Genomic DNA, 24291 nt, shown 5'->3' with positions numbered 1-24291 from the left:
ATTTCTTTACCCTACATGACTAAAATGAATTTCAGAACCCGGAGCACCCCGGTCTTTGCTGCCGCTATTGCTCTGTTTTCCCTCATTGGACAGGCCGCCGCTATTGCTGACGAAACGGAAGAGTCGCGTCTTCAGAAGGATGCTTTCAAGAAGCCGTGGAAACCTGCCGCTGCCGTGCATACCCGTCACATTGAGTTTCCCGCACGTGGGAAACGTGCTTCGAGGCCTGACATCTCTGTGAAACTCGCCGAGAAACCGGACATGGCCAGTCTCAAATCTGCCAGGGTGTTTCGCCAGCCGCTGCGGGCTTCATCTGGTGAAGCCAGTGCCCCGGAACGTCAGGCACTTGCGGCTCTGATGCGAGAGTTTGTGAGCAAAGGTGGACATCAGGACTCGGCCAACATTCGGCGGCTCGGGAGATTTCTCGAAGACAATCCCGATTCCGCGTTTTCCGTGAGCTTGCTTTTGGAAAAAGCGGAAATCGAATGGAAACACGGCTACTTCACCGATGCTCTCGATACCCTTCGCTCCGCATGGAGAACCGGCAAAGAACACGAAAACGCCAGTGGAAAACGCATGGCGGAAAAGGCTTACGCCGAACTCGTTCGGAAGCTTGGGCAACTTGGACAAACCGATGCCCTTCGCGAACTCATCGCGGAAGGTGAAAAACGCAAGCTTGGAGGCACTGCCGCCGAGGCTCTGCTCAAGGCGAAGGAATCGCTCTGGTTTTTCGAGAATCAGCCGGAACAAAATGTGTTTTGTGGCTTCACGGCTCTCAACAAAGTGTGTGTTCCCCTGGGTCACCGTCCCATTTTCCCTGACGTGCACGATGAAGAGGAGAAACGTGAGTTCATTGCCAACGGTCTTTCACTCTACGAACTGAAAGCCCACAGCCATGAAGCTGGTGGCAACCTCAAGCTCTACCGACGTGGGGACTCCAAGGGCATCCCCGTGCCGTCTGTGATCCATTGGAATTTCAATCACTACTCCGCCATCACCGAGCGCAAGGGCAATCTCTATCGCGTCAAAGATGAGCACATGAAGGTGAACACCTGGGTTTCGCTGGATGCCCTCGAAAAGCAGTCAAGCGGTTACTTCGCCGTTGAGGCTTCGGTCATCGTTCCTCAGGGTTTTTCTCCGGTCGGCGATGAAGAAGAGGCGAAAACCATTTTTGGGCGTCACTGCACCCACGGACGCGACGACGAGGGGGACGACTGTGGAGGAGGCGGCAACAAAGACGACTGCGGCATGGTCACTTACAGCTTCCGCTTCCTCAATCCGGGACTCGAACTTTTCGATACGCCAATCAGCTACAGCCCACCGTTCGGTCCCGACATTGATTTCCAGCTCAATTACGACCAACGCAGCAGCGTGATTGCCGACATACAGGATCACGGCAACTTCGGCCCACGCTGGACTTACAATTACCTCAGCTACATCGATATGACGGGATCGGGGACGCCTGCTGCCAGCACCCAGGTGGTGTTCGGAAACGGCAGCTACTATTCCTACGATTTCGACACCCAGTCCGGCTCCTATGGAACTGATTACGCCAACCGCCCCCGTCTGGACTACGTGACAACCGGCTCTATCGCCCCCGCCTATGTCCTGACCTACAGCGACGGCTCCAAGCGAATTTTCTCACAGCCGGATTCTGCCGCCCCGACCCGCTACTTCCTCACCCACATCTCCGATCCTCAGGGAAACACCATCCAACTCCAATACGATGCGAGTCTCAGGCTTACTGCGATTATCGATGCGCTCGGTCAGTCCACGACCATCTCGTATACCCCGGATGCTGGAGCCAATGTTCCTGGCGATACCCGGAAAATCCGCTCCGTCACTGATCCTTTCGGACGAATCGCCCGCTTCAAATACACCACCTCGGGACAGCTCTTCCAGATTATCGATCCAGAGAACATCACCTCGGAACTCAACTATACCAGTGGTGATCTGATCGATTCCTTCACCACACCTTACGGCACTTGGGATGTGGAGTGGGGCACGGTGCCCAACAATACCGGAAACGTCGACGGTCTCTTTCTCGAAGTCACCGACCCCTACGGCGATAAGGAACGCGTCGAGCAATTCGACGCGGATACCACGCAATACAATCCCTCATCCGATGAGACTCTCGCTCCCGGATCGGTAAGCGTCGATGGCCAGACCGTTTCTTTTCTTCCAAAAAACAACGACCTCAACTGGCGCAACACCTTTTACTGGGACAAGCAGCAGATGCGCTACCATCCCGGCAAACATGACAAGGCGGTGGTCTACAACTGGCTGGCCATCAACAACACCATCACCGGTGTGCTCGGAAGCATGAAGCAACCAGCCGAAAGTCGCGTTTGGTTCAATTACCCCGGACAAGTCAGCAACCACGCCCCCGGCGATATCAGCTCACCTTCCAAGACTGTGCGTCGAGTTGAGAACGAAACTGGTGGCCTGACTTGGACGTTGGAGCAAAACGAATACGACACAACCTTCGGCAATCTCGCCAAAAGCATCGACGCACTCGGGCGTGAAATATCCTACGAATACAACCCCTCAGGCACCGTCCCCGGAGCCGTCACCGGACTCGATCTCACCGCCATCAAAGTAAAAACCGGCCCCGGCATTTACGAAACCCTCGCCTCATACTCGGACTTCATCAATCACCAGCCACAGACGGTCACTGACGCATCCGGTATCGTCACCTCCTACCAATACAATGCCGAAGGACAAGTCACCCGGATCACTACCGCCAAAGGCGGCAACACCGAAACCACCAAACTGATCTACGACGAAAACCTTGATGGCACTCCCGATCCACGTGGCTACCTTATCGAAATACAACAGACCGATCCGCTCACCCCAAGCGCATTCGTAACAATCGCCAGCTTCACTCACGATACCTTCGGGCGGGTGCGCACCTCGACGGATGCCGAGGGCTACACGCTCACTTACGATTACGACAATTTCGACCGCCCCACCCTCATTACCCATCCCGACGGTAGTACCCAGCAGTTCAATTACAAAGACCTTGAACTCGAAGCCGCCAAAGACCGCAACGGCGACTGGAGCCGCTTCTGGTATGATGCCAACCGCAAACTCGTCCTCCAACAGGACCCCGCCGGAAACCGCACCTCCTACGAATGGTGCCGCTGCGGCGACATCCGCAAACTCATCGACGCCAAAGGCAACGTCACCCACTGGAAGCGCGACGTGCGGGGACGTCCTTACGAAAAACTCTATCCGGACGGCCGCAAAACCTCCTTTACCTACCAGCCAAACAGCGGAAACCTCGAAACCGTCACTTACGCCAACGATCAGGCAAGCGGTCAGCCCACGATCGGTTACAGTTATTTTATCGACGGCTCCATGGCCACAGTCGATCACACCGACCCGGCCACCCCAGATGTCAGCTACCAATACAACGACCCGCTCGCCCGCATCACCGCCCACCTCGACCAGCTCGGCACCACCAGCTACATCTACGTGCCTTTCACCGGAAGCCAGAACGGAGCCGGAGCACTCTACGAAATCAACGGCCCTTGGGCCAACGACACCATTCGCCACGCCTACGATTGGCAGGGACGCATGCAGAGTCGGGAGATCCTCGAAGACGGCACCGGCAATCCGATCCACAGCGTCGCCGTGCAATTCGATACCCTCGACCGCCTCTCCAGCGAAACCAACAACCTCGGCACCTTCACCTACCAATACAACGCAGGCAATCTGACCGCAAAGCCAGATGCCCTGCAATACCCAGCCGCCACCGGCATCACAACCGCTTTTGATTACTACCCGGTCACCGGCACTGCCAACGACGCCCGCCTCAAGGAAATCCACACCACCGCCAACGGCGGAGCCACCCTCAGCAAATTCAACTACGGCTATGACCCCGCCGGACAGATCAAGCAGTGGAACCAGCAGCAAGGCACCGCCATCCGCAACCATGCCTTCGCTTACGACAAGGCTTCGAGATTGACCGACGCCATTGTCGCCGACCAGAATGCCAACGTGTTGAAAACCTGGTCATGGCAATATGATCCAGCTGGCAACCGCGTGCGTGAAAGTATCGACACCGCCTCCACCTATTCACAGTTCAACAACCTGAACCAGCTCGGCCAACTCGGCGGCTCTGGTTCTACCCTGATCGAAGGCACCGTTGACGAACCCTCCACGGTGAAAGTCAACAACCAGCCCGCCGAAGTCACCAGCCTTCCGGGTGGCGATTTTCTGTTTCGTAAGAAAATCCCCCTCAACCAAGGCAACAACACCGTCACCGTCGAGGCGACCGATGGGAATCAAAACACCGCCACCCAAAGCTACAACATCACCGTCGGCGGAATCCAAAAAACTCTCGAATATGATTTGAACGGCAACCTACGGTTCGAAAAAGACGACCAAGGCACCGTGCTTAGAAAGTTTCAATGGGACGCGAAGAATCGCCTCCTCAAGATTATCGACGGCACCCACACCAGCGAATTCGAATACGACGGCCTTGACCGGAGAATCCGCATCGTCGAGAAAGACAACGGCACCGAGACCTCGCATGAAACCTATCTCTGGGTCGGCCCCCAGATCGCCCAGAAACGCGACAGCGCCGCGGCAACCGTCCAAAGAAACTACTTTTCAGACGGCTTCACCGAAGGAGCGAACAATTACTTCTACACTAAAGATCACTTGGGCAGCATCCGCGAAGTCATCGCCAGCGATGGCACGACAGTCGAAGCCCGATATGACTACACCCCGTGGGGCCAAGTCACCAGAACGAGCGGCACCGGAGTGGAAAGCGACTTCCTCTACACGGGTCACCTTCATCATGCACCGAGCGACCTGCATCTGACACTTTACCGAGCTTATGATCCAGCGACCGGCAGATGGCTAAGTCGTGACCCAATCGGGGAAGCGGGAGGATTAAATCTTTACGGCTATGTAGGGAATAATCCGGCGAACTACTACGACCCTCACGGTTTGTTTTTAAAAGAGATTGGGGGTGGTGTTATCTCACTTGGCCTTGGTTATGCAACTGCGAGATTGTCTGGCGAATGTTACAGTGCTAAAGATGCAGCAATCGACTTTGCAAGTGGCGCCCTAGGATTAGGAGCTATAAAAAATGCAGGGAGAGCATATAAAGCTTACAAAAAGTATAATAAAATACAAAAGAAATTTGTCCCTGAATTAAGAGGCCCTGGATTGGCGCCGGATGCAATTGAAGAAGGAGCAAAAGCTTTAGGTAAGGGAGCCGCTGGGCTAGGGCTTCTTCAGCTTAAAGATTGTCCAGGAAACTTGAAAAAAGGAAAAGATATAGGCGAGGATCTGTTGGACAATTGGAAACTTGACGATGCCGATCCACCTTTTGCGGATGAATTTCCATTTCTTGAATTCCCTCTACCTCCTGGTCCTTATCTATGAAAAAAACTTTATCATTATTACGTGCAATTGTATTTCTTATCGGAGTATTCTTGTTTAGTATTTCCTTTGTGGTGTATCTTCGTTCTGGCTGGGAATTAGGATTGGACTATAGAATTCTAATTCCGCTCTTTTCTGGGTTGGCACTTTTTGTAAGTGTTAAATGCTCCGACGAAACGCTAGAAAAATTATTTGGTTTTATTTAAAATGAATTCACACGCCGAAAATTACCCTTAGTCCGTTCGTGCCAAAACCAACGCGCTTGGCCATACCAGCCCAACAGCAGAAACCTCGAAACCGTCACCTATGCCAACGATTGGAGCGCCGGCGAATTCTCGATAATCTGACCGAGAAGGGCACTCCCCTCTCGGTCTGCAGGTCACTACTCCACCGGAACGACGAAGATGACTCCTTCGTGACGGGTCAGTTCGACGGGGATGTGGTCGAGCTGGAGGATTCCGCCCTTCTTGTCGCCCTTGCGTTCCCAGACGGCTCCGATTTCGCGGGCTGGTCCGAGTTTGTCACTGCCATCGTCATTGCTGCCGATGATGCGAGAGAATGAGACACGGTGGGATGGTTTTGCTTTTGTTTGCTTTTCGTTTGTCATGATGAACTCCTTTGTTCTGTTTGCACCCCGATGCCCGAAACAGAAAAAGGAGAAGTCGTGCAGAGAAGCGTCCTTTCAAAAGCACCATCACGGCAAGTGGCTCCACGTTAACCGGGTTTTAAGAAATGGCGTGGTATCATGTCGGTGACACAACAACGGGAGATGAGGGAAACAAATGGTTGCGGCGAACCTCGGGGTGGAATCCCCGCTCGGGAATTATCACCCACCAATTGGCATGACGGATGAGCTTGAGGGCATGGACCCCGAGGCTCTGAGTTTCCGAGCTATTCTCCCTGCCAAGTATCAGTTTTTGGTGGCCAGCTACCGGACGCGCCAAGACCAGCTCGAAATCGACGAGTCAGGTTTTCCGAAGAAGCGGGAGGCTGAAATCTTGGCTGATACGATGCTCTCCAGCATCCAGAGACAACAGGAGATCGACGCGCACCGTCTGAGCCTACAAGTGAACGGCCAGAACCTGGACATCACCCAAGGTGAGTTGAGACGTATCATGGAGAAGCGTCTCGAAGAGCTGCGAGAAATTCGTGAAAGCATGATCCAAGGCGGGGCTGGTTCCGCTGAAATTTCCGCGTTGGACGAAACCATTCAGAAATACGACGAAACCATTGATGATCTCGCCGATGGTCGTGCGGATGCCACTGTTGAGGAAGCAGTTCAGGAACTGATTGAAGCCGATCCCGGTTTCGCTGAAATGCTTGAAAATCACTCCAATCCTTCTGTGGAGAAAACGTCCTCAGTGGAGATTCCGAGAACTTCATTCGCGGCTGAACAGTTCGGTGACGAAACCATGCAGACCTTTTCCTTGTCCGATGCCTTTTCCCGAGGCGGCGAACTGCCGGAACAGCCATCGACTGAAATCAATCAACCGGGCTTCGATGATCGCCCTCTTGACCAGTCTCTTGAAAAACTAGGATTCTAGTTCTTGGCGGAAAATTCCTTGCCCAATGCAATCTTGAAACATGTCCCTGAAATGTCCGTGATGAGAACCACGAAGCGGCCACCTTTAGGCTCGACGAGTATATCGCAATGATACTTGGCCGTTTCGTTTTCTTTGAAAAGCGGATGGTTCACATGGCGAACGCTCCCTGCGAAACTTCTTTTCCAACCAAGTTTCAAGATTCTCTTAATCTCGTCTGGATAGTAGGCCGAAAATACTTCTCCCTTGGTTGCCTTGATAACTCGGTTGGAGGCCTCCCGGCTGTATGACTTCCGATGATGTGTTTCTCCGGCTCTCGGACGCTCCAGACCGGAGCCAATGAGCAGAGTGCTGCCCCTAGTGTCACCGTGAAGGACTGAAACCGTCCATTCGCCGGTTTTCTTGTTTGTGGTCAGCATAAGGACATTATCAGTTTTTGAAACTTCTCCGGTCTTCCGGTCTTTGGTCACGACATATCGTATTCCTTGCGCAATGCGCGTATGTCCGGCTTTCTTGATGGCGGCGGAGAGTTCGCCGATTGGGCGATGGTCAATCGGCTGGACGGCGAGAGAGTTTGAGACAAATGCCAGAAGGCAGAAAATCAGTGGATAAGCGGAGTTGAGGAGGGTGGTCATCTTTCGTTCGAGGTTGGCGGTTGTTAGGCTGGGAACCCGGCTGACCCGGAATTCCCAATTCGGGGTCAACGAAAGGAGCCGCCATGACCGACCATCCAGACCGCTTCACCGGAGCCGACATTCACGACCGAAACGGTCGCAGGAAATACCTCACAGGCGCGGAACGCCGCCGCTTCCGCGCATGTGCGGCATCGTTGGAAGCCTCACGAAGAGATTTCTGCCTGATGCTCTTCTATACCGGGGCGAGGATTTCCGAGGTGCTCGAACTGACCCCGAACCGACTGGACGAAGGAAACAAGTCGGTTGTCATTCGCACTCTGAAACGTCGGAACAACCGAACATATCGGGCGGTGCCATTGCCCGATGAATTTCTCAAATCGGTTCGTCATTTCTTGCAGGTGACCGACGATGATGAACGGCTATGGACATTCTCAAGAAAGACCGCCTATCGCATCGTCAAACGCGTCATGGGGGCGGCTGGGATCGAAGGCGTTCCCGCCTGCCCCAAAGGACTCAGACACGGTTTCGGGGTTGCGTGCGTGGAGGCGAATATTCCATTGCCGACCATCGCGAAGTGGATGGGACACAGCAGCATCGAAACCACTGCAATCTACCTCAACGTAATCGGGAAGGAAGAACGCGGATTGGCTAGAAGAACATGGAAATAAATCTTCGGAAACTTGACTCTTCTATAAAAACGGAGAAAATCGAGTGACCCAATATTGGGAATTTTGGGTCACTTTTTGACTATGGCTCGGGGGATGATCGAATGCAGGTTTTTCCTTACGTTTTGCAAAAGGGGTATGAGGCTTCAGCGTTTCGTGCTATTGCTGCGGAGCTAATCCGTAACAAGCCAGAAGCGAGGAAACTGGATGAATATCGAATACACAACCGTTGAATCTTTTCCCCGTTGGGGATGTCCCTGCTGCGAGACAAAGCCTGAGGAGAAGTTTGAAACCCTCGACATTGACACGATCACCTTGGAGCCGGAAGTCCGCACCACGCGGCTTTATTCGTCCTTCTGGACGATCAGGTGTCCATCCTGCGGGGGCATCTCTTATCTCGTAGAACTGGACGTTCTGAGTGACAGGAACCCGGCCACGGAATTCGTTGCGGGCAACTGTTGGCAGGCTGAGGAACGATCAAAGTTCATCCTCAAGAGCGCGAAACTGAGTTGGGAATACGAGCACGAAAAGGGCATCGAGTTTGACGACGGAAGAAAGGCCAAGTGGATCGGTCGGCATTTTCTCGGGCTATTCGATGATTTCAATGAAGCAAAAATGCGAGCCAATAAAATCGCGATGATTGCTCTCGCTTGGCGATGTCCATCCTAGACCGCGCTTCTTCCAATTTCTGAAAACGGGAGAAGTTCACGTCTCCTCAGGAGGATCTCTTGTCGGTGCTATTCGCCGATACCGGATCTTCTGTCGCGTTCCGGTTTACCTGATTTTAACCAATTTCCTTTAACATGGTTTCGAGAGCAACAGAATGAGGAGCGTTCGATGCGCGGAGACTATGATGCGAAGCTGAGCGAAGAGGAAAAAGAGCATGTCAAACGAAACCAGATGGATGAGGATTTCTATCTGAGGCTGGGATTCGACAAGGTTGCAAGGAACATGGGAATCTCAAAAATCGAACTTGAGGAAATGATGTTCAAGGTTCCCCGCATCACGACCCGAATTGATTGGAGTGATTTCGAATGGGAGATGTATCGAAGGGTAAAGTCAGGCACGGAAAAGGCCTTGGCTTCGATCAACGGTGCTCCGGTTCCCTTGCAGGTAGGCAACGAACAGGTCGAGATGACGCTCGGCGAGCTTCGCGAAGCTCTCAAGGTTCGACATGCCGGACTTGAACAGGAAAGACAGCGGCTCATTGGCGTCGGCGAATCGGATGAGGCGATTCAAGCCATCGAACGACAGCTTGAAGAATATTCATCCACTCACGCTTCAACCACACTTCTGCTGACCGACGCGAAAGATGAAATCGAAACCGAAATATCCAACCTTCTCCAACGAGACACTACCTTTGCAGAGGCTCTTCAAAAGTGCGATGAAACCCAAAGCTTGAACAAAAGCCTTGGAAGCACGGTGGGAACATTTTCCCAACCACCGAAATTCTAGGGAGAATCGCTCCTGAAAATGCGGGAAAGTTCTTCGGGAATTTGACTGGAGGGCTCTATTGGATAGAATCACTCAAAGACTGCCATGCCCTCAAAACACTCAGATTTGTTTCCAGCTCATGTCTTCCCGGAGCGGAAGGGTTTTCCAAAGCCCGATTGGACTGCAATCGTTCGTATCCTGAAAGTTCTCAAAGTTGAGTTTTTCAACCTTCTCACGCTGCGGCCAGTGACACTATCCCCACGTGGGATGTGGAAAATCATCGTCGATGACCTCAGGATAAAGTCCCTTCCAGCCCTCTTTACCACGGGAAGAGGTAGGAAAGAATTGCGACAATACATCCGAGAAAACTATGACTTTCTCGACTCAATTCCTGATGAGGAAATCGACCGGAGATATTCGGCGATTCGCAACGATGCCAATACATGGAACCTGGTGGTTCGCGTTCAAAGATTTGCTCAGAAAGGACCACTTGATCCAAAATTGGAAAAGAGTGTGTTAAAGCAGTTCGATGCTTGGATCACGGATGAGGAGAACGAAGAGAATATCTGGTATCAAGAGATCAAGTCTTTCCGTTTGCTCACTCCGCAGGAAATTGAGAAGCCCGTGAAAACTCAAGCAAGGTCGCTCGGGGTTGCTGACTTTCGGGCAGTCGCGGAGAGAGCGGGTGAAGACCTGCGGAAACGTAGTGAGGAAGCGAAGAACAATCCTGTATTGCAGGACATTTCGATGCGACTTAGCCAAAGCCTTGTGCCCCTTGATCCAGTCCACGAACCGAAGCGAATCGCTCTCATTGACGCTTGGCTGGCAGATGCCAAGAACCGACAGAGTGCTTGGTATCACAGTATCAAGGAATTTCGTAAGCAAGAGCGGGATGCTGAGGATGAAGCGGCATACAAAAGACTTACCGGAAGGGAACTCATGCGACCTCTGGACGGGGGCGACACCCATTTGGTTTATCGCTCAAACGAGTAACGCTCCAAAGCTATGCGGGCTTTGGAAATCGCGCTTGGATTCGTTTCTTCATCCATAGCAGGCAATGAGCCTCGTGAGGCCATGGATCAGGGAATGTTGGAAGAGTGCAAGGATCGTGGAAATCGTTGGCTGGAAACTCAGCCAGCTCACGCATGTTGTCTTTCCCCAATAGATCGTAGACATAGGCCATCTTCTGATACCGCCGGGATTTCGAGTGGGCATCAGAGGTCATGATGTAGTCGAAAGCTTCCGGTCTTTCAAATTGCAAGGCTCTGGTCCAATTCAAGGAAACGATCCGTTTCATGTCCAGATCGGTGTAGTCCGCATAAATATCCCACGCCCAAAGCGGCAGCCTGACGAGACGTTTGACCCCATTGGGCATGGTCAGCGGGCGCGAAGAGAGATATGCGTCCCAACCCTTCATTTGTTCGTTATCTGACATGGTTCATCCTTTGCAAAACAGGGGGAGGAATCATGGCAGATCGAAGTTAACAGCAGGTTAAAATATTCTTCCTGTTCTGCCATTCGGCGGTAAAATCGTCTTGATCCCACTCAGAAATCATGGACGAACCACCCGACCACGAAGAACCAGACCGAGAGGACGGAAAGGCACCCGGCAAGCCACCCAAGCCTGTTCTCGAACCCCGGAACAAGCCAAAGACACCCGTTCATACGGCGGGCTTCCCGTCACCTACGGGACCGGGCATGGGGACTTCTGGTGTCGCCAGGCCTACTCACGAACGCAACTCCCCTCAGAAAACCCCTGCCGACGAGAAAAAGGACAGGATGGCGGCTATGTTGCAGAAGTCCGATGAACAGATGGCGAAGTCAATTCAGGGGCTTGAAAACGAACACAAGCGGGACAGAGAGCGACTGGCTGAGGAATATGAGAACCGACCGGAAGACGAGAAGAGGAAGGCCATGGATGACCTTCAGGAAAAGCAACAGGAACAGATGGACTTGACGATCGAAAACCTCAATCGGAACAAAGAACTTGGTGCGGAGAGAATCCGGCTGACTGAGGAATTCAACAAAGCTCATGACGGCAAATCGATGGGGAGGGACGGTCGATGAGCGAACGGAAAAGCCTGTTCGACGGGTTCCTCCGGGGAGCTGAGGGATTGCCTGTCGGGGAATCCTCATCCGCTCGGTTCGAGCCTGTTGGGCACCTAAAACAAACACCTTCACTTTCGTTCTCCAGAGAGAACAGAGAAGGTAAGATTTTCCTCGGCGTGGTCGATGGTGATATTGTCCGGCATCGCCTTCCCGACAGTCGCGTCGAGCGTTTTGTGAAAGGCGGGTATCCCCTGGGTATCGCGGATGACCGTCACATGATTACCATAGCTGGCTCCCGTGCGGGAAAAGGAAGAGCGGCCATCATTCCAAATCTCCTCACCTATCCCGGCTCGATGCTGGTAATCGATCCCAAAGGTGACCTTGCGGGCGAAACGGCGGAATACCGCTCACGGGTTCTCGGGCAAACCGTTCATGTTCTCGACCCTTTCAGTGTTGCCGGCACGGACTCCCGACTCGACAGCACCTTCAATCCCCTGTCCATGCTATCGCTCCTCAGCCCAACCCTTGTGGAGGATGCGGGACTGATCGCAGACGCTCTGGTTGTTCCCAGTGGAAACGATCCGCATTGGGACGAAAGCGCGAAGACCTTCATTGAAGGGTGTATCCTCCATGTCGCGACCGACACGAAATATGAGGATCGCAGAACCCTGACAACGGTTCGTGAACTCGTGATGCACGCGAATGAGAAACTGGCTGACGAGATGTTTGCCAACCCTGCTGCACGGGCGGCGGTGATGGATGCCGCCGCCGACTTTTTCGACCGCAACGAGAAGGAGAGGCTGTCGGTTCTTTCAAGTGCGCGTCGTCACCTGAGATTCCTCGGCTATGAACAAGTTCAGAATGTCCTTCTTGATGGCAGGCTGGATTTGGCCGACCTCAAACGTAGCAATGTCACGGTCTACCTGAGCCTGCCCGCGATGCGGATGGGAACCTGTTCCCGTTGGCTCCGGCTGTTCGTCAATTTGACGCTTGCCGCGATGGAGGCGGAGCGCACCAAGCCCACCCATCCCATCGTCATGTGCCTGGATGAGTTCGCGGTGCTCGGCACCATGAAGACCATCGAGGATGCCGCCGGGCAAATCGCGGGACTGGGCGTGAAACTTTGGCCGATTCTTCAGGACTTGGGCCAGCTCAAGGCACTCTACAACGACCGCTGGGAAACCTTTCTGGGTAACGCGGGCGTCCTCCAGTTTTTCGGAAACTCCGATCTCACGACATTGGAATGGATATCAAAGCGACTTGGCAATACCTCGATTCACAATCGAAGCGAAAGCGAGGTCACCCGTGACGCGGCCACCAAGCAGGGCGCGACGGGTGGAAGCTGGTCTTCAAGCAGCCATGAATTGATGAGTGTCGAAGAAGCCTCCCGTTTCTTCGGGCGGGACGACAAGATGCTGAGGCAGTTGATCATCCGCCCGTCGTTTTCACCGATGGTTCTGCAACGAGCCTTCCACGACAAACACGAGCTATTTTCCAGGAACTATTGATATGATGAAAGTCGTCCGACGAAAGAACCTTCCCAACTGGCCGGAATACAAGACCGATGGTCAGTATTTCGTAGTCACAGGCAAATGCCCCGCACTGGCAACCGACAACATGAGCTGCGGCGTGGGCTGTCTTGTCATGATTGTATTTTTTGTCGTTGTAGGAACGCTTGTCTCCGCAGTTTTCGGCAAGCTCGAAAACCCCATGCCCCTGATAACTCTCACCTGCATGGTCGGTGCCGCTTGGTTCGTTTATTTCGAGTATTTCCACGGAAAGTGGGTGTCCGTGGCTTTTTCCGAGAAAGCGATTGGCATCAGGGGTGAGACGAACGGTGACTACCTTCGGAATACCAAAATAGCTTTTCGGATCATAGGGCATGAAAAAGTCCGTTTGGGCAAACAGGTGATGCCCAAAGAAGTTGAGAAGCTGAAAAACTATGGAGAAATCATCATGGAATACGGTGCGGCAACCATTCCAGTCTGCAAAATTGCCAGCCTCGACAAGGCGGTCGATTTTGTTTTGCTGCTTCATACGGCATTACAGGAGTCGGAACTCGCTTCACTGAAGAACCCACCGAAAGCCGCTCCGGTGCAACAGGCTGAATCATCTCCCGAAAGTCCTCCTCCGCTTCCTGCACCCGAGCCTCGGATTGATCCTGACGATCTACCCGAGTAGGGTAAACGAGAAACCTTCTTATGGATGAATTCAAATATTGGGCGGCAGTCACGGCATTGGTGATTGGTGGACTTTCCATTACAATAGGTCTTGGTTTGCACGTTTGGTCGGCTACAACGAGCAAGCACAGCAGTTGGAAGCTCATAATGATCGGAGCTGGCAACAAAATCATGTTTGGTGGCTGCGCCTTTGCCGGATCGATTTTCGGAATCTCAAGGCTTGTTGATTTTATCTACACGTTGGTTTCTGGATCTCCAGCTTAATCAAGCCCACGACTTTCCATAAGATACATTATCAAACTATTCAGCTTGGCTTGATGATCGCGAACACCACTCCAGTAACCGTGGCAATCGCTGCTAAAACACCCACACCCCAAGCAACTTTCTGTGCTGGTGTCAGATCGCCCCAAAAGGCACTCCTTTTAGTGATTTTTGAGGATTCCAAATCAGGATTCGTCCGGGGTTCGGAAGCTTCTACATGCGGAAAATTTACACTCAATCCGAGCGGGTGTTCTGGGCATTCGTAGTCATGCAGAGGGACTTCGTGCACGATTCTCAAATAAACATCGAGGAGATGGTCGTCGAGAGAAGCTTTTAGACCGTTGGAGAGAATTTCCTTCTTCTTTGCGCAATCATCTTCCTCTTCCCAAGCTTTTTTGACCTCCCAGGCTTTCATCAATTCTTTTAACTATTTCAAGCGGCAAGCAGGCCCAAAAGCTAATCCTCTGGCAGGTATTGCATTTCCTTCGTTGTCGAAGACCGTTTCGGGCCACTCGGAAGGAAAGCCTTCATTGAAGGTCTTGGTAAGAAAATTACCACTCTCATCTTTCAGGATGATCCCCATTTCAATTTCCTGTTTATCTTTCAAAAATTCGAGTGCCTCGACCGCTTTAGAACGGTCAATAGAATTTAGCTTGTCGTTAGTAAACACCCCAGCATCGAAGTATTCACCTAGTTCGTCGTTTGATTGCAATTCGTCTAGTAGTTCAAAATGCGCGGCGTATTCAGGATTTTCTTCCGAATACTTTTTAGACAGTTTTTCCAATTCATCTTCTCCTATATTCGGTCCAATCACCGGAATTTTGATCTCCCTTGGCGATCTGATTTCTTGTTTGTGATCTGGACAGATGGAATCATCCTTCGGGTGCTTGCGAGGAAAAAAAACGTGTTCAGGTCTCTTCTCGCCCTCATCAGATCTTGGTAAAGATTCATCGCCTGCCATTTCGGCACGATCTTAGCCGATTTTCTGTTCCTGTGTCAAATCAGCCAAACGAAGCCTCCTCTTCCCGTCTCAGAATTCCAAAGATGGATTTGTGAAGGTGAAGCTCTCCCATCCCTGCCCGCTTGACGAGCGCATTGAAATATCCGGCGGGTTTGGTCACGGGATCATTTTCGCGCAACGCCGCCTGATCGGTCAGCAGAACGCAAATCGCGGCTCCGGTTCTACCCAAGGCGACACACGCATTGCCCCAGCTTTGCTGGCTGATGCCGAGTGCTGGCCGCAAGCGTCCGGCGGCATCAACAAATTCACGCCAGCTCATTGTATCGAATGTGAGCGGAAGATGTTCTTTGAATCTATCGGAAGTGGCGTTGAGTGCCTGACTGATCGTGATGTGCTGCAATCCCGTATCTGCAATGGAGAACTTTCCTTGCTGCGGTTTCTCCTCGCTCTGACTTGGTGGAGCCTCCCTCTTCTCTTCTGGCTGGGATTTGCCGCCTTGCCCGCTGTTACGTCTTCCTTGGAAGCAAACTGGCGAAGCCTTACCTGTATCTAATTCATTAGATTGTATCTGATTTGTATAATTGTAGTGGACGACATCAGTGGCGTCTATGAACGACATTTTGATGGATTTTCCACAGGATATAGCTGTTTTTTCCTCATCCTCAATCACAGCAAGAACGCGCTCGTGAAGCTCCTTGTGAGCTGCGAGCATCGCTTGAAGGCTCTCAATGCCGATATGGGTCCGGATCGGTCTGGCCATTTCCTCGTAAGCTTCCTCAAGACGGGAAACTTTTTCGATATGAATGCCCCCTTCTCCGTCCAACTCGGCCAAGGTTGAGAGGATCTGCCTCCGATACCATGAAATCTGCCGTTTGGTTTCCATCCACATACGATCATGGGCTTTCTTCCGGGCGAGTTTTTGTTCCAGCTCCTCTTTTAGATAGGCCAAGGGCGTAAGATCCACGCCGTAGGCATAGAGGATTTCCCCTGTCTCAGGACACCGTTGTCCGTAGCGGCGGTGATTGCCGCTGTCGTGCCATGTCACCGCCCCTACCTCGAACAATGCCTGTTCCAGTCTCTGGATCTGGCGTTCGGTGATTCCAAGGTCGAGTGCTGTTCGCGATATGGATTGGTAAACGATAGGACTATGCCCCTCCTCCCAATCGATTTCGCGGGTAAAGCTCATGTAGTAGTCCAGAAGCTCGGTCATGCGCGGGGTGAAGCCCGCCGCCTTCCCTGCCCGTTTGACGAGGATCAGAAGATCGTAGCGGTTGGTTTGTTCTTCGAGACCGAGAAAGTCTTCGGCCTGTTCGAGGGATTTACGAAGCTTGGGCGAGCTGACGCGCCCTCCTCTTCGCTCTGGCGTGGATGCCATTGAAATATTTGTGGATAAATGCATATGTATGTTCTCGGCTCGCTCACAATGCGACATGCGAAAGGCCAAGCGGAATCGCTTGCTGAATCACTTTCGACTTGCAATCAAGGGCGTAAAGAACTACTATATATGTAGTGACTGAGAGTAATTCTCTACTTTTGAAACCGCCGCGCCAACGGCGGTTTTTTCTATGGGCAGTGTGAGGTTGCCTTTCCTCCTTTGCTCTTGTTGACAGGCATTCTGGGAATTGATGCCGTGGGATAAATACCAACGTGATTCTGGCTTTGAGTCAAATTACCTGTTAGTATGCGGTATAAGTAACCCGTGGATAACCAGAATCATACCGTTAGCTAATGGTATAACAATGCGTCGGCGGTGTAAAGACACCTAACGGCTTACAGGTTATCCAACGGTAAGCGTCGAGGGAGAGTAAAATGACGAGACTAACACTCGGAAAAGCGGCTAAGGCGGCAGGCATTTCCAAACCATCGCTCTCAGCAGCGATCAAGAAGGGCAGGGTTTCTGCCGCAAAGAACGAAAAAGGGCATTACGAGATTGATCCTGCCGAGCTTTTCCGTGTGTATCCTCCAAAGGGTAAGGACGAACAGGAAGCTAACGGGTCGGCTTTACCACCCGCTAACCCCCAGAAATCCAGTGATTCAGAAGGGTTAGGCTTACTGTTAGCCGAAAAAGACAAGCTAATGGATGAGAAAGATCGATCCATCGCCCGTCTGGAGGAAGAAAAAGAGCAAATCCGCAAGGATCTGGAAGCGCAACGCGATCAGGCGAAGAGAATCACCCTCCTTTTGGAGCACAAAACCAAGGAGCCTGAAAAGAGCGATAAATGGGAGCAAACCATGAAGGCGCTCGAAGCCCGGATCGCCAATCAGGAGAAGCGGGTCGAGGAAGAGAGGGCTTTGGCTCAGAAGAGACTTCTACAGGCGAAAGCTTTCAAGCGGGAGCTGGAAGAAGAGCGCACCAAAGGTTTCTGGAAAAAGCTTTTCAGCTAATCACTCAAATTTTGTGTGGCTTCGGCGAACCTCCGACATACGGGGAGAAATTGCCTTGGTAGCCGACCAGCCTGAGGAAATATTCGCGCAAGGTCGTTTCCAGAAACTCGTGAACCTCATCGTTATGGAGGTTCCCATACAGCCCCGTATGCAGAACCTCGTTGCGAGTATTCACAATTCGCTTGGCGAGAAGGGGCGCGTCCACCATCCCGACTTCTGAAAGCATTTCCTCAAGGTGTGAGCGAAATCCTACGGTAGCTCCTTTTTTTGCCTGGGTGGCTCCTTTGGCTCGAAAAAATCCTCCAAGGTGAGGGTAGCCGCTATCTCGCGCCCAACTGTCGCGGAGATTCTCGAAAGCGATGCACGCGAGTCCAATTTTGATCTCTTCGGCCAGTCCGGCCATGATCGAGTGGTGGATGTAATCAATGACGACATGGAGTTTTCGCGGGTCGCGTAGGCGGGAGTAGGGCGCGTAGCACATTTCCAAAAAACGCACTGCATCAGCAGGATCATCAAATGGAGGCCTCCACCACTGAACGGTTCCCGAAACGCTCCTCTGTCCTCCCAACCCTGAACCTGCCGGGTATTCATGTCCGTAGGCCATCACGCGGGATTCCGTGGCAAAGGACAGCAATTCACAAACACGTCCGATCAACTCCTCAACCTGTGGAATCTCAGACTCTTCGACATTCCTCACGTAAAGCTCGGTGGTGGGAACAAAGCCTCTGGCGAGCTTGTGTCTGTTCAGGGGCAAATCCTTGTTTTGATGCAGCTCGACCGTTTTCCCCTCAATCTCAACTTTGATCAGATTACGAAATTTCCAAGGCTTTCCGTCCTTTTCGCCCAAGGTGAAGTCCACGCCGTGGAGCGTGCAGTTGGCAACAAGGGCAAGATAGTCATTCATGGGCGGGGTCTTCATGGTCAAATCGTCCTAAAAAAAGGTGGAAGAGGGCGGTTTTGCACCGCCCTCGTTGGTTCACGACACCTTATCAGGCCTGCTGTTTTGAGTCACCGTGAATCAAATGAACCAAATCAGGAGGGTAAACGGACGCCAAATTCCTCCTCGAACCTGCTCACTTGCTTCTCATCGGGAAGGGAGACGATGAATCGAATCCGCGTTTCCGAAAACCCTTTCAAAGCCGCTTTCCCTTTCAAACTGGTGAGAAATCCCGCGATTCTGGGATCAATACCGGAGAGGCGGACGATTTGCCTTACCCGCCCGGATGTCAGGCCGCATTGCTCGGCGATTTCAGAGGAAGAGCCTACAAGCCCCGTTTTCAATGCCTCAGACCAGTTCTGGCTGAGGTGAATGAGATGCCGATTCTTCGGACAGGACTTCATCAGATCCAGTTCGAGGGCGGGTGCAGTCCAAGACTGGCCGAGGGGATGGACGCAAAAAGTGCCTTGGCTCCAAGAGTCGCGGATGACACCAATTAGGCATGGAAGGGCGGTGAGAGTTCGTAAACCCATCACACGCGCCCCGCCATTCAACTTTCTTTGGTGAATGAGATCAACCTCTCCTCCAACTTGTAGGAAAGGAATTACCTAGCCAGCCTCATTCTCATTGAGCCGGAAGGCATCATTCAAGCATCAGCTCTTCCCGCACATCGGCGTCTCCTAGCAATGCCGACTGTTCATAGCTGATTTTTGAAACCGCGCCATCCAACTCCCGTTGCAGCTGAGGGGTGAAAATTTTCCGATCCCGGTTGTCGCGCACAAACTCTGCGAGCTCGATATAGGAATCGCTGAAATCTATCGTCCGCTTGTCCAGCAACGGCCTGAGCCGGATCATTTCGCTCTCGAACTTGAACAATAAATCGGAATTTCCCCTGCTTATCGTGAAACTACCGCTCGAAAGCATTCCTGCCAGAGCCGTATCGGCTTTGTTGATAGCCTCAATGGAGCCAGCAAGTGTCAGGCTCCGCGGTGCCTGCCCAACAGCGTGTAATAAAAGATATTTCGCCGAAAGATGATTTGGCGAAATTGTGACGACCTCGCGCAATTTCTCAATCACCTTGGAGTTTGATATAAACTTCTCATCCCTCGCGAGCACCTCCTGGATTTTGGAGAACTCGGAAATTGCTTTCGCCAGGTTTTCGTCGCGCTCCTTGGAAGAAATCGCACGGGCTTCCTCAAAATCCGCAATCGAGAAAATCTGAATTTTTTTCAAAGCAGCCAGCCCATCGACAATGTAGGCATCGCTAACCGCGGATTCATTGCTGCTTGGCACAGCCACAATTTTACATCCCTTGCGCTGGGCTCCGCTGATTTTCGCCGGAACTCCCCCTACCGGCTGCACATGACCGTCCGCATTCATATCCCCGGTCACGGCAAAATCATCCGCCAATTCGTTGCCCACTATCATCGAATCCACAAGCAAGGCACTAGCCACTGCTGCCGATGGGCCGTCTTTCGGGCTGTATTTGTCAGCAAATGCCAGCTCAATACGATAACCTTCCGGCAATTTTCCATCATGGCGGACGTGAATGAACTTGCTTACCTCCTTTGTCGCCGTGCGCATATCCTCGCCAACTTCCTGGTTGAAAACGATTTCCAGCTGCGATCCGCCATTTTTTACCGCAGTGGCATTCATCTGGCTTGCAGTTCCCGCTATCTTCCCGTTATCGAGTTCCACCACCAGCAAGCCTTTCAGGCTAGCCTGCAGTAGGGCAGGAGCCTCTGCCGAAGCGATCACGGATAAAAACAATATCAATGTGGGAACCAGAAATTTCATAAAACAGCAGGTTGAGAAAACGCTTTCCGCTACATATTAACCGAAAACATCTATTTCCTCCCGCAAAAAAAATAGGAATTGTTCGTCAATTATCCCCACAAGTGAAACATTCACCATTAACATATCGTAATTGATTCCATCGCTATTCTAGCCGACAATTTACTATTCGTATGAAAATTTTTATCCGCGCCCTGATCCCCGTCTCTATTCTGGTGGCTGGTATCATCGCATGGAAATGGCTCGGTGTTCCAGTAGCGCCACCGAAACCGAAGCACCGCGCCCAGCAACTTCTCAAGACCGAGAAAACGGTCCTCAACCCGACAAACTACCAGGTAATTATCGATACCCAGGGCACTGTCAGCACCCAGCAGGCGACAACCATCACTCCGCTGGTTTCCGGAACGGTAATGAGCATTCATCCAGCATTTGAAGACGGGGCATTTTTCAAGGAAGGAGATGTTCTTCTGGAACTTGATCCCGCAGACCTGCGGACTGCGGTCTTCGCCTCGGAGTCCCGGCTGGCAAAGGCCGAAGCGGCTCTGATCCAAGAGCAGGCCAGGGCAAAGCAAGCCCGGCTGAACTGGCAGGATATCGGCTATACTGAGGAGCCGTCCCCGTTGGTGCTGCGCGTTCCCCAGCTTCGCGAAGCGGAGGCAAATGTCAGCGCAGCAAAGGCTGACCTTGAACAAGCCCAGCGCAATCTGGAGCGTGCCAAAGTGAAAGCACCGTTTGACGGGCGGGTTCAGAAACGCCTCGTCGGCCTCGGGCAAGCCGTTGGAGCCACCACGCAGCTTGGAGAAATCTTTGGCACCGCTACCGCGCAGATCCGTCTTCCCCTTGCCCCCGCTCAGCTTCCTTTCATCGATCTTCCAAGCGTGGAAACAGATCCTCCGGTAGACGTGATTCTCACGGATGCACTTCGGGATCCTTCCGGTCCTGCCGAACACCAGTGGAAAGCGAAAATCGTCCGCACCGAGGGGACTCTGGATCCTGACTCCCGCGAGCTTTTTGCCATCGCCTTGATCGAGGATCCGTTCAGTTTGAAATCCCGGTGCCCCGAGCTCCGTATCGGACAGCCCCTTCGTGCCGCAGTCAGCGGAGTGACTCTGGAAAACGTCTACGTTATTCCGCGCACCGCGATGCGCGGATTGAATCAAATCTATCTTATTGAAAAGGAAACTCCTTCCATTGAGAAGATGAACATCTTTCCCGTTTGGTCCAACAACGAGGTGCTGGTTGTTCGCAACGATCTGAATCCAGGCGATTGGTTGGCGGTCTCCCGCCTGCCGTATGCCCCGAACGGTGCGCCAGTGGAAATCATCACGCCTCCTCCGACCGAAGAAGCTGTTGGCCCAGCCAATCTCACTTCTCCCGAGGATTCATAAATTGACAATCATTCTGATGCGAGGCCGATCGTATATTGATTTCTACGGTTGAGCAAATGGCTGTGCTGACTACAAGAACCGTGTGACTCTGCCCATCCACGAAATCTCAGAGGTCCTGCGCTCCACAGGCTCGGAATCCTCTTGCTCCCGGATACTCCTGACCGCCCCCACTGGATCAGGAAAATCCACTGAAGTGCCGGGTATCCTCGCGGATCTCCCCGAGATCAAAGGCCGGGTGATCGTCATAGAGCCACGCCGGATGGCAGCCCGGCTGCTTGCGGGCTTCGTCGCGAAAAACCGGAAGACGAACTTGGGCCAGGAAGTCGGATACGCCGTCCGATTCGACACAAGATACTCTGACCATACGAAAATCCTCTATCTCACGGATGGGGTCTTTCAGCGGATCTTGCAGGATGATCCTGCACTTTCGGGAGTAAGCGCAGTCATTTTTGATGAGTTTCACGAGCGCCGGCTTGCGGGGGACATTGCTCTTGCCCGGTGTCTGACCTTGCAGAAAAGCTCTCGCCCGGATCTCCGCGTTGTCGTGATGTCAGCCACATTGGAAACCAGTCATTTGGCCGACTACATGTCACCGGTGAAGGAACTTGAGGCTGGAGGAAGGACTTTTCCGGTGGAAATTCTCCACAAGCCCCATCGTCAGGCTGCAACCCACCGGAACGCAGGCGCTCAGCGGGAGATCCCGCTCTGGGATCAGGTCGTGGCCTTGACCCGTGATGCGATCGCGCTGCCAGAGCCCGGTAATATACTCATCTTCCTTCCGGGGACCCATGAGATCCGCCGCACCATCGAAATTCTGGAAAATTCTTCTGCCTTCCGCGATTTCGATGTTTTTCCATTATACTCTTCGCTCCCACCAGCCGCCCAGGAAGCGGCTATCCGACCTTCGTCCAAGCCAAAAATTATCGTCTCTACCAACGTCGCGGAAACGTCTCTCACGATCGACGGTATCCGCACGGTGATTGATTCCGGATTGGCGAGAGTTTCAGCATTCGAACCACGCAGAGGAATCAATACGCTCCTTATCAAAAAAATCTCCCGTGCAGCGGCGGCGCAGAGGGCAGGTCGCGCCGGGCGAACCTCTTCCGGGAGATGCCTTAGGCTGTGGAGCCAAGCCGATCATGCACGCCGCGATGAATTTGAGACTCCGGAGATTCACCGCATCGATCTAGCGGAGGCAATTCTTTTGCTCAAAGCCTCCGGCTGTGCGGATCCGCGTAGCTTCAATTGGTTGGATGCCCCCACAGAAAGTTCCTTGAAAAAGGCCGAGCAGCTCCTCCACGAGCTTCACGCTACTGACGCCGCTGGCAAATTAACAGAAACCGGGGCAGCAATGGCCAAGTTACCCTTGGAGCCCCGCTTCTCCCGCCTGCTTTTTGCCGGCTTTCAAAATGATTGTCTTGCGGAAACTGCTTTCATCGCGGCTGTTGTCCAAGGCGAGGGAATTTTTGTAAAAGGAAAGTCCCAGACATCCCGCAAAGACTTTATTTTCCCGGATGATCCATCGGATTTCGCAGGAGAATACCGTGGGTTCGAATCCGCCCAAGCCATGCAATTCGATCCCCGCCGCCTCTCCCAGCTAGGTATTCATGCCCGGGGCGCACGCGATACCGCCCAGATCTTCCAGCGGCTCCTGCAAATTTTTACTCCCCGCCAGAATCAACAAAAAAGCGCAACTTCCCCTGTTCCTGACTTTCATGGGAAGCGTATCGCCGTGGCCAAATCTATTTTGTCCGCATTTTCGGATCAGCTCGCAATACGCCTCTCTCAGGGAAATCTCGCATGCCGCCTGGTCGGGAACCGTAGAGGCAAACTCGACGATCAATCATGTGTCCGCCAAGCCGCAGCTTTCGTAGCATGCGAAATCACCGAGGTGGAAGCGCGCGAAACGACCACTCACCTGCGTCTGGCAACAGCGATCGAGCTAGCATGGCTCGAGGAGCTTTTCCCCGATGAAATTGAATCCACCGATGGAGCGAATTATGACGAGTCCCGTAGAAGGGTCACCTGTCTGAGGCAGAAAAAATTCCGCGATCTCGTCCTCGAATCCAAGGAGACAGATCAAAATGTCCCACTTGATGCGGCAGCGGAAATCCTGGCCGACCGGTTTCTTTCCGGAGAGCTTGTATTGAAAAACTGGGATGCCCAGGTGGAACAATACACACACCGCCTCAGCTGCATTTCAAAATGGATGCCGGAGCTGGGCCTACCCACCTGGACACATGAAGACAAGATCGCCGCAGTTGCTCAAATTTGCCACGGCGCGGTCAGCTACAAGGAGATAAAAGACGCGGCTGTCTGGCCAGTGCTCAACGATTGGCTATCATCTCATCAGCGGCACCTTCTGGATACCCACTGCCCGGAACGAATTAGATTAGCTTCCGGCCACACACCGAAAGTCACTTACCATTCAGAAAACGATCCTTTTTTCTCTGTAAAACTCGCCCAACTCGTCGGAACAGGCAACACACCGACCATTGCTTCCGGGCGCATTCCTTTGCTTGTTCACATTCTAGCCCCAAACCAACGACCTTGGCAAATGACCAAGGACATTCCTAACTTCTGGCAAAACGGATATCCGCAAATGAAAAAGGAGCTGGCTGGGCGCTATCCACGCCATCCTTGGCCATAGTGCGGGAACTTGTC

The 24291-nt window shown here is 52.6% G+C and carries 22 protein-coding genes; 13 read left to right on the top strand and 9 right to left on the bottom strand.

Annotated features, from left to right (window positions below; genetic code table 11):
* Nucleotides 1-15: 15 nt before the first annotated feature.
* On the top strand, nt 16-5400 hold the full coding sequence (locus ACFSSA_RS13465; RefSeq protein WP_386821036.1) for an RHS repeat-associated core domain-containing protein: 5385 nt from the start codon (nt 16-18) through the stop codon (nt 5398-5400).
* Between the two features lie 379 nt (nt 5401-5779).
* On the opposite strand, the gene ACFSSA_RS13460 is transcribed toward ACFSSA_RS13465, so the two are convergent.
* Nucleotides 5780-6004, bottom strand: a complete 225-nt coding sequence (locus tag ACFSSA_RS13460) for a hypothetical protein (RefSeq protein ID WP_386821035.1) — start codon at nt 6002-6004, stop codon at nt 5780-5782.
* Nucleotides 6005-6179: 175 nt separating this feature from the next.
* Between ACFSSA_RS13460 and ACFSSA_RS13455 the strand changes: the two genes are divergently transcribed.
* Nucleotides 6180-6941 carry a hypothetical protein gene (locus tag ACFSSA_RS13455; RefSeq protein ID WP_386821034.1) on the top strand — a complete coding sequence of 254 codons (762 nt, stop codon included), beginning with the start codon at nt 6180-6182 and terminating at the stop codon, nt 6939-6941.
* On the opposite strand, the gene ACFSSA_RS13450 is transcribed toward ACFSSA_RS13455, so the two are convergent.
* Nucleotides 6938-7573 (bottom strand): hypothetical protein, encoded by a 636-nt coding sequence (locus ACFSSA_RS13450; RefSeq protein WP_386821032.1) that lies wholly within the window; start codon nt 7571-7573, stop codon nt 6938-6940. The two genes, ACFSSA_RS13455 and ACFSSA_RS13450, sit on opposite strands and share 4 nt — an antisense overlap.
* An 83-nt stretch (nt 7574-7656) precedes the next feature.
* Between ACFSSA_RS13450 and ACFSSA_RS13445 the strand changes: the two genes are divergently transcribed.
* The 4 genes from ACFSSA_RS13445 (at nt 7657) to ACFSSA_RS13430 (ending at nt 10665) form a co-directional block, all read left to right on the top strand.
* Nucleotides 7657-8241, top strand: coding sequence for a tyrosine-type recombinase/integrase (locus tag ACFSSA_RS13445; RefSeq protein WP_386821031.1), 585 nt, complete (start codon nt 7657-7659; stop codon nt 8239-8241).
* 204 nt (nt 8242-8445) lie between these two features.
* Nucleotides 8446-8907: a hypothetical protein gene (locus tag ACFSSA_RS13440; protein ID WP_386821030.1), complete on the top strand. Its 462-nt coding sequence runs from the start codon at nt 8446-8448 to the stop codon at nt 8905-8907.
* A gap of 168 nt (nt 8908-9075) precedes the next feature.
* Nucleotides 9076-9693: a hypothetical protein gene (locus ACFSSA_RS13435; protein ID WP_386821029.1), complete on the top strand. Its 618-nt coding sequence runs from the start codon at nt 9076-9078 to the stop codon at nt 9691-9693.
* An 84-nt stretch (nt 9694-9777) separates the two neighbouring features.
* Nucleotides 9778-10665, top strand: coding sequence for a hypothetical protein (locus ACFSSA_RS13430; protein ID WP_386821028.1), 888 nt, complete (start codon nt 9778-9780; stop codon nt 10663-10665).
* Nucleotides 10666-10675: 10 nt separating this feature from the next.
* Here ACFSSA_RS13430 and ACFSSA_RS13425 read toward each other — a convergent pair whose 3' ends face one another.
* Complete coding sequence (locus ACFSSA_RS13425) at nt 10676-11107, bottom strand: hypothetical protein (protein WP_386821027.1); 432 nt, start codon at nt 11105-11107, stop codon at nt 10676-10678.
* 119 nt (nt 11108-11226) lie between these two features.
* On the opposite strand from ACFSSA_RS13425, the gene ACFSSA_RS13420 reads away from it, so the two are divergent.
* Genes ACFSSA_RS13420 through ACFSSA_RS13405 form a run of 4 tightly spaced genes read left to right on the top strand, consistent with a single transcriptional unit; the run spans nt 11227 to nt 14165 of the window.
* Nucleotides 11227-11739 (top strand): hypothetical protein, encoded by a 513-nt coding sequence (locus tag ACFSSA_RS13420; protein WP_386821026.1) that lies wholly within the window; start codon nt 11227-11229, stop codon nt 11737-11739.
* Nucleotides 11736-13229 carry a type IV secretory system conjugative DNA transfer family protein gene (locus ACFSSA_RS13415; RefSeq protein ID WP_386821025.1) on the top strand — a complete coding sequence of 498 codons (1494 nt, stop codon included), beginning with the start codon at nt 11736-11738 and terminating at the stop codon, nt 13227-13229. Before ACFSSA_RS13420 ends, ACFSSA_RS13415 begins: the two co-directional genes overlap by 4 nt.
* Nucleotide 13230: 1 nt before the next feature.
* A complete protein-coding gene (locus ACFSSA_RS13410) occupies nt 13231-13902 on the top strand; it encodes a hypothetical protein (protein WP_386821024.1) in 672 nt (223 codons plus the stop codon).
* 20 nt (nt 13903-13922) lie between these two features.
* A complete protein-coding gene (locus ACFSSA_RS13405) occupies nt 13923-14165 on the top strand; it encodes a hypothetical protein (protein WP_386821023.1) in 243 nt (80 codons plus the stop codon).
* Nucleotides 14166-14205: 40 nt separating this feature from the next.
* Here ACFSSA_RS13405 and ACFSSA_RS13400 read toward each other — a convergent pair whose 3' ends face one another.
* Genes ACFSSA_RS13400 through repC form a run of 3 tightly spaced genes read right to left on the bottom strand, consistent with a single transcriptional unit; the run spans nt 14206 to nt 16498 of the window.
* Entirely contained in the window at nt 14206-14577 is a 372-nt protein-coding gene (locus ACFSSA_RS13400) for a hypothetical protein (RefSeq protein WP_386821021.1), read from the bottom strand.
* 12 nt (nt 14578-14589) lie between these two features.
* Complete coding sequence (locus ACFSSA_RS13395; protein ID WP_386821020.1) at nt 14590-15123, bottom strand: hypothetical protein; 534 nt, start codon at nt 15121-15123, stop codon at nt 14590-14592.
* A gap of 40 nt (nt 15124-15163) precedes the next feature.
* Nucleotides 15164-16498 carry a plasmid replication protein RepC gene (gene repC, locus ACFSSA_RS13390; protein WP_386821018.1) on the bottom strand — a complete coding sequence of 445 codons (1335 nt, stop codon included), beginning with the start codon at nt 16496-16498 and terminating at the stop codon, nt 15164-15166.
* Between the two features lie 434 nt (nt 16499-16932).
* On the opposite strand from repC, the gene ACFSSA_RS13385 reads away from it, so the two are divergent.
* Complete coding sequence (locus ACFSSA_RS13385) at nt 16933-17508, top strand: MerR family transcriptional regulator (RefSeq protein WP_386821017.1); 576 nt, start codon at nt 16933-16935, stop codon at nt 17506-17508.
* 4 nt (nt 17509-17512) lie between these two features.
* Here ACFSSA_RS13385 and ACFSSA_RS13380 read toward each other — a convergent pair whose 3' ends face one another.
* From ACFSSA_RS13380 to ACFSSA_RS13370, 3 genes are all read right to left on the bottom strand, one after another.
* Nucleotides 17513-18427 carry a hypothetical protein gene (locus tag ACFSSA_RS13380; RefSeq protein WP_386821016.1) on the bottom strand — a complete coding sequence of 305 codons (915 nt, stop codon included), beginning with the start codon at nt 18425-18427 and terminating at the stop codon, nt 17513-17515.
* A gap of 113 nt (nt 18428-18540) precedes the next feature.
* Nucleotides 18541-18849 carry a hypothetical protein gene (locus ACFSSA_RS13375; RefSeq protein ID WP_386821015.1) on the bottom strand — a complete coding sequence of 103 codons (309 nt, stop codon included), beginning with the start codon at nt 18847-18849 and terminating at the stop codon, nt 18541-18543.
* A 238-nt stretch (nt 18850-19087) separates the two neighbouring features.
* Nucleotides 19088-20242, bottom strand: a complete 1155-nt coding sequence (locus ACFSSA_RS13370) for a S16 family serine protease (RefSeq protein ID WP_386821013.1) — start codon at nt 20240-20242, stop codon at nt 19088-19090.
* A 170-nt stretch (nt 20243-20412) separates the two neighbouring features.
* Here ACFSSA_RS13370 and ACFSSA_RS13365 point away from each other — a divergent pair, with 170 nt between their 5' ends.
* Nucleotides 20413-21627, top strand: a complete 1215-nt coding sequence (locus tag ACFSSA_RS13365) for an efflux RND transporter periplasmic adaptor subunit (RefSeq protein ID WP_386821011.1) — start codon at nt 20413-20415, stop codon at nt 21625-21627.
* A gap of 82 nt (nt 21628-21709) precedes the next feature.
* Nucleotides 21710-24277, top strand: a complete 2568-nt coding sequence (gene hrpB / locus ACFSSA_RS13360; protein ID WP_386821009.1) for an ATP-dependent helicase HrpB — start codon at nt 21710-21712, stop codon at nt 24275-24277.
* Nucleotides 24278-24291: the final 14 nt, after the last annotated feature.

It is taken from the genome of Luteolibacter algae, from assembly GCF_042683045.1.
Lineage (GTDB): Bacteria > Verrucomicrobiota > Verrucomicrobiia > Verrucomicrobiales > Akkermansiaceae > Luteolibacter > Luteolibacter algae.
The sequence above is the reverse complement of the archived record's forward strand: the minus strand, read 5'-3'. Positions and strand labels throughout refer to the sequence as shown.

Excerpts from the sequence above, each read along its gene's own strand:
- ACFSSA_RS13465 (WP_386821036.1), top strand. The coding sequence starts at position 16 with ATGACTAAAATGAATTTCAGAACCCGGAGCACCCCGGTCTTTGCTGCC.
- ACFSSA_RS13460 (WP_386821035.1), bottom strand. The coding sequence starts at position 6,004 with ATGACAAACGAAAAGCAAACAAAAGCAAAACCATCCCACCGTGTCTCA.
- ACFSSA_RS13455 (WP_386821034.1), top strand. The coding sequence starts at position 6,180 with ATGGTTGCGGCGAACCTCGGGGTGGAATCCCCGCTCGGGAATTATCAC.
- ACFSSA_RS13450 (WP_386821032.1), bottom strand. The coding sequence starts at position 7,573 with ATGACCACCCTCCTCAACTCCGCTTATCCACTGATTTTCTGCCTTCTG.
- ACFSSA_RS13445 (WP_386821031.1), top strand. The coding sequence starts at position 7,657 with ATGACCGACCATCCAGACCGCTTCACCGGAGCCGACATTCACGACCGA.
- ACFSSA_RS13440 (WP_386821030.1), top strand. The coding sequence starts at position 8,446 with ATGAATATCGAATACACAACCGTTGAATCTTTTCCCCGTTGGGGATGT.
- ACFSSA_RS13435 (WP_386821029.1), top strand. The coding sequence starts at position 9,076 with ATGCGCGGAGACTATGATGCGAAGCTGAGCGAAGAGGAAAAAGAGCAT.
- ACFSSA_RS13430 (WP_386821028.1), top strand. The coding sequence starts at position 9,778 with ATGCCCTCAAAACACTCAGATTTGTTTCCAGCTCATGTCTTCCCGGAG.
- ACFSSA_RS13425 (WP_386821027.1), bottom strand. The coding sequence starts at position 11,107 with ATGTCAGATAACGAACAAATGAAGGGTTGGGACGCATATCTCTCTTCG.
- ACFSSA_RS13420 (WP_386821026.1), top strand. The coding sequence starts at position 11,227 with ATGGACGAACCACCCGACCACGAAGAACCAGACCGAGAGGACGGAAAG.
- ACFSSA_RS13415 (WP_386821025.1), top strand. The coding sequence starts at position 11,736 with ATGAGCGAACGGAAAAGCCTGTTCGACGGGTTCCTCCGGGGAGCTGAG.
- ACFSSA_RS13410 (WP_386821024.1), top strand. The coding sequence starts at position 13,231 with ATGATGAAAGTCGTCCGACGAAAGAACCTTCCCAACTGGCCGGAATAC.
- ACFSSA_RS13405 (WP_386821023.1), top strand. The coding sequence starts at position 13,923 with ATGGATGAATTCAAATATTGGGCGGCAGTCACGGCATTGGTGATTGGT.
- ACFSSA_RS13400 (WP_386821021.1), bottom strand. The coding sequence starts at position 14,577 with ATGAAAGCCTGGGAGGTCAAAAAAGCTTGGGAAGAGGAAGATGATTGC.
- ACFSSA_RS13395 (WP_386821020.1), bottom strand. The coding sequence starts at position 15,123 with ATGGCAGGCGATGAATCTTTACCAAGATCTGATGAGGGCGAGAAGAGA.
- repC (WP_386821018.1), bottom strand. The coding sequence starts at position 16,498 with ATGGCATCCACGCCAGAGCGAAGAGGAGGGCGCGTCAGCTCGCCCAAG.
- ACFSSA_RS13385 (WP_386821017.1), top strand. The coding sequence starts at position 16,933 with ATGACGAGACTAACACTCGGAAAAGCGGCTAAGGCGGCAGGCATTTCC.
- ACFSSA_RS13380 (WP_386821016.1), bottom strand. The coding sequence starts at position 18,427 with ATGAAGACCCCGCCCATGAATGACTATCTTGCCCTTGTTGCCAACTGC.
- ACFSSA_RS13375 (WP_386821015.1), bottom strand. The coding sequence starts at position 18,849 with ATGAAGTCCTGTCCGAAGAATCGGCATCTCATTCACCTCAGCCAGAAC.
- ACFSSA_RS13370 (WP_386821013.1), bottom strand. The coding sequence starts at position 20,242 with ATGAAATTTCTGGTTCCCACATTGATATTGTTTTTATCCGTGATCGCT.
- ACFSSA_RS13365 (WP_386821011.1), top strand. The coding sequence starts at position 20,413 with ATGAAAATTTTTATCCGCGCCCTGATCCCCGTCTCTATTCTGGTGGCT.